At 61.5% G+C, this 9,362-nt stretch carries 9 protein-coding genes; 6 read left to right on the top strand and 3 right to left on the bottom strand.

All coding sequences use genetic code 11. The features are described from left to right. Nucleotides 1-88: 88 nt before the first annotated feature. From oppB to I6L48_RS16855, 5 genes are all read left to right on the top strand, one after another. A complete protein-coding gene (gene oppB, locus I6L48_RS16875) occupies nucleotides 89-1,009 on the top strand; it encodes an oligopeptide ABC transporter permease OppB (protein ID WP_010674330.1) in 921 nt (306 codons plus the stop codon). A 14-nt stretch (nucleotides 1,010-1,023) separates the two neighbouring features. After that, the gene (gene oppC, locus I6L48_RS16870) at nucleotides 1,024-1,935 is read left to right on the top strand and encodes an oligopeptide ABC transporter permease OppC (protein WP_010674331.1); all 912 of its coding nucleotides are present in this window, start codon (nucleotides 1,024-1,026) and stop codon (nucleotides 1,933-1,935) included. 108 nt (nucleotides 1,936-2,043) lie between these two features. Beyond that, entirely contained in the window at nucleotides 2,044-3,024 is a 981-nt protein-coding gene (locus tag I6L48_RS16865; protein WP_042883149.1) for an ABC transporter ATP-binding protein, read from the top strand. Then, nucleotides 3,025-4,020 carry a murein tripeptide/oligopeptide ABC transporter ATP binding protein OppF gene (oppF, locus tag I6L48_RS16860; RefSeq protein WP_010674333.1) on the top strand — a complete coding sequence of 332 codons (996 nt, stop codon included), beginning with the start codon at nucleotides 3,025-3,027 and terminating at the stop codon, nucleotides 4,018-4,020. A gap of 435 nt (nucleotides 4,021-4,455) precedes the next feature. After that, entirely contained in the window at nucleotides 4,456-5,400 is a 945-nt protein-coding gene (locus I6L48_RS16855) for a TerC family protein (protein ID WP_029314355.1), read from the top strand. Between the two features lie 54 nt (nucleotides 5,401-5,454). On the opposite strand, the gene alr is transcribed toward I6L48_RS16855, so the two are convergent. Continuing rightward, nucleotides 5,455-6,681: an alanine racemase gene (gene alr, locus I6L48_RS16850; protein WP_039038980.1), complete on the bottom strand. Its 1,227-nt coding sequence runs from the start codon at nucleotides 6,679-6,681 to the stop codon at nucleotides 5,455-5,457. 179 nt (nucleotides 6,682-6,860) lie between these two features. Here alr and I6L48_RS16845 point away from each other — a divergent pair, with 179 nt between their 5' ends. Continuing rightward, nucleotides 6,861-7,307: an isoprenylcysteine carboxylmethyltransferase family protein gene (locus I6L48_RS16845; protein ID WP_234921155.1), complete on the top strand. Its 447-nt coding sequence runs from the start codon at nucleotides 6,861-6,863 to the stop codon at nucleotides 7,305-7,307. 71 nt (nucleotides 7,308-7,378) lie between these two features. Here I6L48_RS16845 and I6L48_RS16840 read toward each other — a convergent pair whose 3' ends face one another. Next, nucleotides 7,379-8,638 carry a dicarboxylate/amino acid:cation symporter gene (locus tag I6L48_RS16840; protein WP_041215419.1) on the bottom strand — a complete coding sequence of 420 codons (1,260 nt, stop codon included), beginning with the start codon at nucleotides 8,636-8,638 and terminating at the stop codon, nucleotides 7,379-7,381. Between the two features lie 203 nt (nucleotides 8,639-8,841). Beyond that, complete coding sequence (locus tag I6L48_RS16835) at nucleotides 8,842-9,318, bottom strand: hypothetical protein (RefSeq protein ID WP_223955526.1); 477 nt, start codon at nucleotides 9,316-9,318, stop codon at nucleotides 8,842-8,844. Nucleotides 9,319-9,362 lie beyond the last annotated feature (44 nt).

Raw genomic sequence — 9,362 nt, 5'->3', positions numbered from 1 at the left:
CAAGTCGCATAACAAGCAGGGCCCGCCAGACGGCGGGCCTTTATTACAACCGCGACCCTTTGGAAGCAGTACAGGACAGGAAATGTCTATGTTGAAATTCATCCTTAAACGTCTACTGGAAGCGATCCCGACTCTGCTGGTCTTGATCACCGTCTCCTTCTTCATGATGCGCTTCGCCCCGGGTAACCCCTTCACCAGCGAACGCGCCCTGCCGCCGGAAGTCCTGGCCAACATCGAAGCCAAATATGGCCTGGACAAGCCCATCGGCATGCAATACCTCACTTACCTCGGCAACCTGGTCCAGGGGGATCTGGGGCCTTCCTTCAAATACAAGGACTTCACCGTCAATGATCTGGTGAGCCAGGCCCTGCCTGTCTCCGCCAAGATAGGCTCGGTCGCCTTCCTGCTGGCAGTGACCCTGGGGGTCACCTTCGGCACCATTGCGGCCCTGAAACAGAACACCCTCATCGACTACCTGTTGATGTCGTCGGCCATGGCCGGGGTGGTGATACCCGGCTTCGTGCTGGCACCGCTGCTGGTGCTCTTCTTCAGTATCTATCTGGGCTGGTTCCCGGCGGGGGGCTGGCAGGGGGGCGGCGCCCAGTTCATGGTACTGCCGGTGTTCGGCATGATGATGTACTACATCTCGGCCATCTCCCGCATCATGCGCGGCAGCATGATCGAGACCATGAACTCCAACTTCATCCGTACCGCCCGCGCCAAGGGGCTGCCCCTGCGCCACATCATCCTCAAGCACGCGCTGCGCCCGGCCATGCTGCCGGTGGTCTCCTACCTGGGACCGGCCTTCGTGGGCATCATCACCGGCTCCGTGGTCATCGAGACCATCTTCGGCCTGCCGGGGATTGGCCAGCTGTTCGTCAACGGTGCCCTCAACCGTGATTACTCCATGGTGCTCGGTCTGACCATTCTGGTCGGCGCCCTCACTATCACCTTTAACGCCGTGGTCGATATTCTCTATGCCGTCATCGATCCCAAGATCCGTTACTAAGCCGGGAGTACATCATGGTAGTCACAACTGAAAAGCGCGAAGCCGTCGAGGCGTTCGCCCAGAAAGTGGAAGTGGTGGAAGGACGCTCCCTGTGGAAGGATGCCCGTCGCCGTTTCCTGCGCAACAAGGCGGCCCTGACCAGCCTCATCATTCTGACCATCATCGGTCTGGCGGTGATCGTGGGGCCCCACCTGTCCCAGTACACGTTCGATGACCCGGACTGGGGGGCCATGCAGAGTGCCCCGGACATGGAGACCGGCCACTGGTTCGGCACAGACAGCCTGGGGCGCGACCTGTTCGTGCGTACCCTGCTCGGCGGACGCATCTCCCTGATGGTCGGCATCATGGGGGCCCTGGTCGCCGTCATCATCGGCACCCTCTACGGCGCCGCGTCCGGCTTCATCGGCGGTCGCGTCGACAGCCTGATGATGCGGGTGCTTGAGATCCTCAACGCCTTCCCCTTCATGTTCTTCGTGATCATGCTGGTGACCTTCTTTGGTCGCAACCTGGCCCTCATTTTCCTCGCCATCGGGGCGGTGAGCTGGCTCGACATGGCGCGGATCGTGCGGGGCCAGACCCTGAGTCTCAAGAGCAAGGAGTTCATCGAGGCGGCCCACGTCTGCGGCGTCTCCAAGTGGAAGATCATCACCCGTCATATCGTGCCCAACGTGCTCGGCATAGTGGCGGTTTACGCCACCCTGCTGGTGCCGGGGATGATCATGTTCGAATCCTTCCTGAGCTTCCTGGGTCTGGGCGTGCAAGAGCCCATGACCAGCTGGGGCGCCCTGCTGGATGAAGGCTCCAAGTCGATGGAAGTGGCCATCTGGCAACTCCTGTTCCCCGCCGGTTTCATGGTGGTGACCCTGTTCTGCTTCAACTTCCTCGGGGATGGTCTGCGTGATGCCCTGGATCCCAAGGATCGCTGATACCCAGGGACCGGCAAGACGCCAAGGGGCCATCAGACCCGTTCAGGGAACGCACCGCGTTCACCACGGGCAGGCCCCCATCACGACAGCGCGATAAGGAGTACTGAGATGAAATTACTGGATGTGAAAGATCTGCGGGTCGAGTTCAAGACCCCGGACGGCAATGTGGTGGCCGTCAACGACCTCAACTTTTCTCTTTCTGCTGGCGAAACCCTGGGGATCGTCGGGGAGTCGGGCTCAGGCAAGTCCCAGACTGCCTTTGCCATCATGGGGCTGCTGGCCAAGAACGGCGTCATCACCGGCTCGGCCAAATTTCAGGGGGACGAGATCCTGAATCTGCCGGAGCACAAGCTCAACAAGATCCGCTCCGAGAAGATCGCCATGATCTTCCAGGACCCCATGACGTCGCTCAACCCCTACATGAAGGTCAAGGATCAGCTGATGGAAGTGCTGATGCTGCACAAGGGGATGACCAAGGCTGCCGCCTTCGAGGAGTCGGTGCGCATGCTGGACGCGGTGAAGATCCCCGAGTCGCGCAAGCGGATGAACATGTACCCCCACGAGTTCTCAGGCGGCATGCGCCAGCGGGTGATGATCGCCATGGCGCTCCTGTGCCGGCCGCAGCTGCTCATCGCCGACGAGCCGACCACGGCGCTGGACGTGACGGTACAGGCCCAGATCATGACCCTGATGAACGAGCTCAAGCGCGAGTTCAACACCGCCATCATCATGATCACCCACGATCTTGGCGTCGTGGCCGGCATCTGCGACAAGGTGCTGGTGATGTATGCAGGCCGGACCATGGAGTACGGCCGGGTCAACGATATCTTCTATCGCCCGAGCCACCCCTATACCGAAGGCTTGCTGCGCGCCATTCCCCGCCTCGACACCGAAGGGGAAGAGCTGCCCACCATTCCGGGCAATCCGCCCAACCTGCTGCGTTTGCCCACTGGCTGTCCCTTCCAGGAGCGTTGCCACCGGGTGAGCGAGATGTGTGGCCAGCAATCGCCGATCCTGACACCGTTCAACGACGGCCGGGAGCGGGCGTGCCACTGGGTATCGGATGCCATGATCAAGGGAGTGAACTAAATGGGTACTGACAAGAAACTGCTGCTGGAAGTGTCCGACCTCAAGGTTCACTTCCATATCAAGAGTGACAAGGCCTGGCCCTGGGCCAAGCCCTCCGCCCTGAAGGCGGTGGACGGGGTGACCCTGCGCCTCTACGAAGGGGAGACCCTGGGCGTAGTGGGGGAGTCCGGTTGCGGCAAATCCACCTTCGCCCGTGCCCTCATCGGCCTGGTACCGGCCACCGACGGCAAGGTGGTGTGGCTTGGGCAGGACTTGACCAAGCTCGAGCAGAACGCCCTGCGGGAGAAGCGCAAGGAAATCCAGATGATCTTCCAGGACCCGCTGGCCTCCCTGAACCCCCGCATGACCATAGGCGACATCATCGCCGAGCCCCTCATCACCTTCTACCCGACCCTGCCAAGGGAAGAGGTGAAGGAGAAGGTGCGCGCCATGATGACCAAGGTGGGTCTGTTGCCGAACCTGGTGAACCGTTACCCCCATGAGTTCTCCGGCGGCCAGTGCCAGCGCATCGGCATCGCCCGGGCGCTCATCCTCGAGCCCAAGATGATCATCTGTGACGAGCCGGTCTCGGCGCTGGATGTCTCCATCCAGGCTCAGGTGGTGAACCTGCTCAAATCCCTGCAAAAGGAGATGGGGCTCTCCCTCATCTTCATCGCCCACGACCTCTCCGTGGTCAAACACATCTCCGATCGGGTGCTGGTGATGTACCTGGGCAACGCGGTGGAGCTGGGGACCGGCAAGGAGATCTTCGCCAATCCCCTGCACCCCTATACCAAGGCGCTGATGTCGGCGGTCCCCATCCCGGATCCGGATCTGGAGCGCAGCAAGGTCATCCAGATCCTGGAAGGGGACCTGCCATCCCCCATGAATCCGCCCTCCGGTTGCGTGTTCCGTACCCGCTGCCCGGTGGCAGGCCCGGAGTGCGCCAAGACCCGGCCCCAGCTCGAGGGCAACTTCGACCACGCGGTTTCCTGTCTCAAGGTGGACCCGCTCTGAGAACCTGTTAACGATCTTGCTGCGAGGCCGTGATCAAGGCTCATGCGCTGCTCGGAATCCTCATGTATTCATATACATTCCGGTTCCTGCGCTGCTCTTTACCTTGTTGACGACCTCTCGCGACAGCTCGTAAACAGGTTCTAAGGAGAACCGTATCGAGAAGGGCGCGTGCTGGCGCCCTTTTTATTGCATGGGGGATAAGATGCCTCTTGGCGCCAGCGGTTGTCGCTGCTACTATCCGCCGCACAAGGGGAGTAACTTCTCGCCGGTTTGTCGTCATTACGGTGCACCCATATCCTGCAGTGCACCCGGCAGCCGGGCAGTCGATGTCAATCGGCTGTAAGTGAGACCTTGCCGAGAGGCAAGGTGTATCTGCTCCAAACGCGAACCCACTGCCTCCCGGCCGTGGGTTTTGTCGTTTTGGGAGAAGTGAAAATGGGTGAATGGTGGATGTGGACCGGTTTCTTCAGCATAGTGCTGGTCCTGTTGTGGATTGATATCCGCTTTGTCGGTGGCGGCAAGGCGCACAAGGTGTCGCTGAAAGAGGCGGGCATCTGGTCTCTCATCTGGGTCAGCGTGGCGCTTCTGTTCAACCTGGCCATCTGGCTCTGGCTGGATCACAGTGCCGGGCGCGAAATCGCGAACCAGAAGGGGCTGGAGTTTCTCACCGGCTACCTCATCGAAAAGGCACTGGCGGTGGACAACGTCTTCGTCTGGTTGATGCTGTTCGGCTACTTCGCCATCCCGGCGGAGCTGCAGCGTCGGGTCCTGCTCTACGGGGTGCTGGGGGCCATCGTGATGCGCGCCGGCATGGTGTTCGCGGGCAGCTGGCTCATCGAGCAGTTCCACTGGATCCTCTACCTGTTCGGGGCCTTCCTGCTGCTGACCGGTGCCAAGATGCTGTGGGCGGCCGACAAGGAGCCGGATCTCGAGAACAATGCCCTGCTCGGCTGGATGCGTCGTCGCTTCAAGGTGACCGAGACGCTGGAGGGAGAGAAGTTCTTCGTCTGGCGTGACGGTGTGCGCTACGCGACCCCGCTGCTGCTCATCCTGGTGCTGGTGGAGGTGAGCGACCTCATCTTCGCGGTGGACAGTATCCCGGCCATCTTCGCGGTGACCACGGATCCCTTCATCGTGCTCACCTCCAACATCTTCGCCATCATGGGGCTGCGCGCCATGTACTTCCTGCTGGCCGGGGTGGCCGATCGCTTCGCCCTGCTCAAATATGGCCTGGCGCTGATCCTGATGTTCATCGGGGTCAAGATGTTGCTGCTCGATATCTTCAAGATACCGACCGGCATCGCCCTTGGCGTGGTGGCGCTGATCCTGCTGGCCTCCATGGGGCTGAGTCTGCTGATGACCCGCAAAAAGGCGGCGTGAACGGTGCAATAAAAAGGGCTCCCTCGGGAGCCCTTTTTCATGTCAGCAATTTGCTTAGCGCTTGATCTTCTTGGGGTTGGTGTAGCCCCAGACGGTGTACATGTCCGCCAAGAGGGCACCGTTGTACTCCTCCAGATCGGATTGTTTCACTTCAGCATCACCCTGGCGTCCGAACAGGACCACCTCGTCACCGGGTTTGATCCCCTTGATGTCGGTGACGTCCACCATGGTGGTGTTCATGGAGGTCTTGCCCACGACGGGGGCCTTCTGGCCATGGATCAGCACATAGGCCTTGTTGCTCATGGCGCGGCGGTAGCCGTCGGAGTAGCCCATCGGCAGGTTGGCCAGCAGGGAGTCGCGCTTGAGGGTGAAGGTGCGGTCATAGCCGACGGTGTTGCCCGCCGGGTAGTGGTTGACGGAGGCGACCTGGGTCTTGAACGCCATCACCTTCTTGTACTCGGTGTAGGAGGGAATGGTGTCGCCATAGATGATGCCGCCCGGGCGCACCATGTCAAAGTAGGCTTCCGGCACTTCCAGGGTAGCGAAGGAGTTGGCGGCGTGGATGGTGAGCTTGCTGCGATCCAGCTTGCCGGCGTCGATGAGCCACTGGTAGTCCAGCTTGAACTGGGCCAGCCCCAGCTTGACGTCCTCTTTCTCCTCCACCGGGAAGTGGGTCATGATGCCGACCGGGGTGATCCCCTTGAGCTTGAGCATGGCCAGGGCATCGGCCTTGGCATCGTCCTGGCGCAGATCGATGCCGTTGCGGCTCATGCCGGCGGAGTTCAGGCCGATGTGCACCGGGATGTTGGTGTGATGACGCTGGGCGATGTCGGCGATCCCCTTGGCGCTCTCCAGGCTGCCGATGAGCTCTTCCAGCTTGTAGGGCAGGGCCTGCTCCACTTCATCCGGGGTGGCGGCACGCACCCGCATCAGGCGACCTTCGAAGCCCTTCTCGCGGGCAACACGTGCTTCTTCGTTGCTGGCGATGCCGATGCAGGGGATGCCTGCCTTGACCACGGAAGGGACCAGCAGGTCGATGCCGTGACCGTAGGCGTCCGCCTTCATGATGGCGCAGATCTGCGGGCCCTTGTCACCGAGGCGATTCTTCAGGGTCTGGATGTTGTGCTCGAAGGCACCGAGATCCACTTCCAGCCAGGCGTTGGCGGCGGTCTGTTCCTGACCGTTGCGGTGGTCGTCGGCGAGCGGCAGGTAGGGGGCGGCGACCGCCTGGCCGGCCAGCAGGCCAAAGATCAGGGTCGCGAGCAGTGTTTTCTTGTGCATGGGGCAAGTCCTTTCTTATTGTCTTGAGTTGAGGCTGGGCTCATCGCTGAGGCGAGCTGCGGCAGGTCTGGTCATGGCATGTTGCTATGCTAATGATATATTTCACTTTTTATCCAGATGCCGACTCTGGGAGTGTATCTCAACGGCGTCAATCGTGGCACGTGTTGCAGGAAGAAAATATGAAGCTGACGTTGCGGATTCCACCGCTGCTGCTGTTCGTCGTCATCGTGCTCGCCATGTGGCTGGGGCGGGGCGAGGGGAGGGCGGCGCCACTGTGGCTGGTGCTGGTCGCCACGCTGTGGCTGGCGGGAGCCCTGCTGGGAGGCGGTGCGCTTCTGCATTTCTGGCAGCAGCGCACCACCGTGCACCCCCAGCGGCTGGAGAGCAGCCGGGTGCTGGTGACCCGGGGCGTCTATCGCATCAGCCGCAATCCCATGTATCTGGGGCTGCTCTGCTGGACCCTGGCGCTGGCGTGCTATCTGGGAGGCATGGCAGTGTGGCTCGGGCCGCTGCTGCTCTGGGTCTGGCTTACCCGCTTCCAGATCCTGGCGGAGGAGCAGGCGCTGCGGCGGCAATTCGGCGATGCCTATGACGACTATTGCCGGCAGGTCAGGCGCTGGTGCTGAGGCGCGGCGTGCCCCATCAGGCATATGACAACGGCCCGCAGAGGCGGGCCGTTGTCATGGGGGTCAGGGGATCACGCCTTGGCGGTGTCTACCTCGCCGAGGGGGGCGGTCTCACCCAGGCTGTCTTCGCTCTTGGCCACCACGCTCGCGGCGATGGCGTTGCCCAGCACGTTAGTGGCGGAGCGCCCCATGTCGAGGAAGTGGTCGATACCGAGCAGCAGCAGGATGCCCGCTTCCGGGATGTGGAACTGGTTGAGGGTGGCGGCAATCACCACCAGGGAGGCGCGGGGCACCCCGGCCATTCCCTTGGAAGTAACCATCAGCAGCAGCAGCATGGTGATCTGCTGGGCCGTGGAGAGCTCGATGCCATAGGCCTGGGCGATGAACATCACCGCGAAGGTGCAGTACATCATGGAGCCGTCCAGGTTGAAGGAATAGCCCATGGGGAGCACGAAGCTGGCGATGCGCTTGTCACAGCCAAATTTCTCCAGCCTGTCCAGGGTCTTGGGGTAGGCGGCCTCGGAGCTGGCGGTGGAGAAGGCCAGCAGGATGGGTTCGCGGATGAGGGCGAGCAGGGTCAGGATGCGGCGGCGGATGAAGAGGCTGCCCATGGCGATGAGCAGCAGCCAGAGGCAGCCGAGCGCCAGATAGAACTGGGCCATGAAGGTGCCATAGGTGGCGAGGATGCCGAGCCCCTCCTTGGCGACCATGGCGGCGATGGCGCCAAACACCGCGAACGGGGCGAAGTTCATCACGTAGCCGGTCACCTTGAGCATGATCTCGGCGCCGCTGGCCATCAGCTTGACCACGGGCTTGGCGTCGTCCCCCAGGGCGGCGGCGGCCAGCCCGAAGAAGAGGGAGAAGACCACGATCTGCAGGATCTCGTTGGTGGCCATCGCCTCGACCACGCTTTTCGGGATGGCGTGGGTCACGAAATCCTTGAGGGAGATGGCAGTGGCAACCACGCCGGAGCTGGCGCCGTCATCGGGCAGGGAGAGGGAGAGCCCCACCCCGGGTTGCATCAGGTGGACCATGACCAGCCCCAGGGTCAGGGACATCAGGGAGGCGAGCATGAACCAGCCCAGGGTCTTGACGCCGATGCGGCCCACGGTGCGGGTGTCGCCCATCTTGGCGATACCGACCACGAGCGTGGTGAACACCAGGGGGGCGATGATCATCTTGATGAGGCGCAGGAAGATGTCGGTCAGCAGGGTGATGTCATCGGCAAAGCCTGCGGCCTGTGCGGGCGCGAGCAGGCGATAACCCTGCCCGGTCACGATGCCAAGCAACATCGCAATGAGGATGGCAACGGTCAACTTGTTCATTTTCATGGGGGAGTTCCGGTTTCGATAGGTGCAATGCCTGTGCAGGCGGCGAGGGGCCGCCTCAGTCCTTTTTTGTGATCCGGGCGGTGGAATCCAGACAGCCGGTGTGCTGGAGCATGCCTAATCGCGAAGGGGAAATCCAGTGACTTGTTTCGGGGTTTTGTGCTGTTGTTAGCTGTATTTGATATGCATCTTGTGATTTATTTGTATTAATCGCTGTTTATTTTAATTTTTGCGAGATAAACGGCTTCCATGCTCTGCGCGTCCCGGGGGCTGGCCTCCAGGGTGAAGACGAGCAGGGCCGAGGTGCGGTGTTCCACCTGCATGTCGTCCATGAAGGTGTCTGGCTCGTACTCGTCGAACCCGAATTGGGGGCGGGTCGGGGTGACCCTGACGGCATCCCGCGACAGGGTCAGCGTCTCGACCTGAATCCAGGGGTATCCCTTTGCCAGTGCCACCTCACCGGCCCGCTTGAGCACGTATTTGCGCGCCGTTTCCCTGTCCACCAGATCGTTGCCCACAAACTCCAGTTGCCAGCGGGCCGGGCCAAGCTGGGTCTGTGAAAAACCGGTCTGGCCATTCCAGAACGATTTTTCACTGTCATAGGCGGTGGCGCAGCCCGCGAGCTGGCCGACCAGCAGGGCGCTGAGGGCAAGGGTGCAGAAAGTACGAAGGGAAGGCAACATGATGCGGGCCGCTTGGCAAAGGGGGTTTTACTACAGCATAAAGG

The organism is Aeromonas sp. FDAARGOS 1418 (genome assembly GCF_019048585.1).
In the GTDB taxonomy this organism is placed as follows: Bacteria; Pseudomonadota; Gammaproteobacteria; order Enterobacterales; family Aeromonadaceae; genus Aeromonas; species Aeromonas caviae.
The sequence above is the reverse complement of the archived record's forward strand: the minus strand, read 5'-3'. Positions and strand labels throughout refer to the sequence as shown.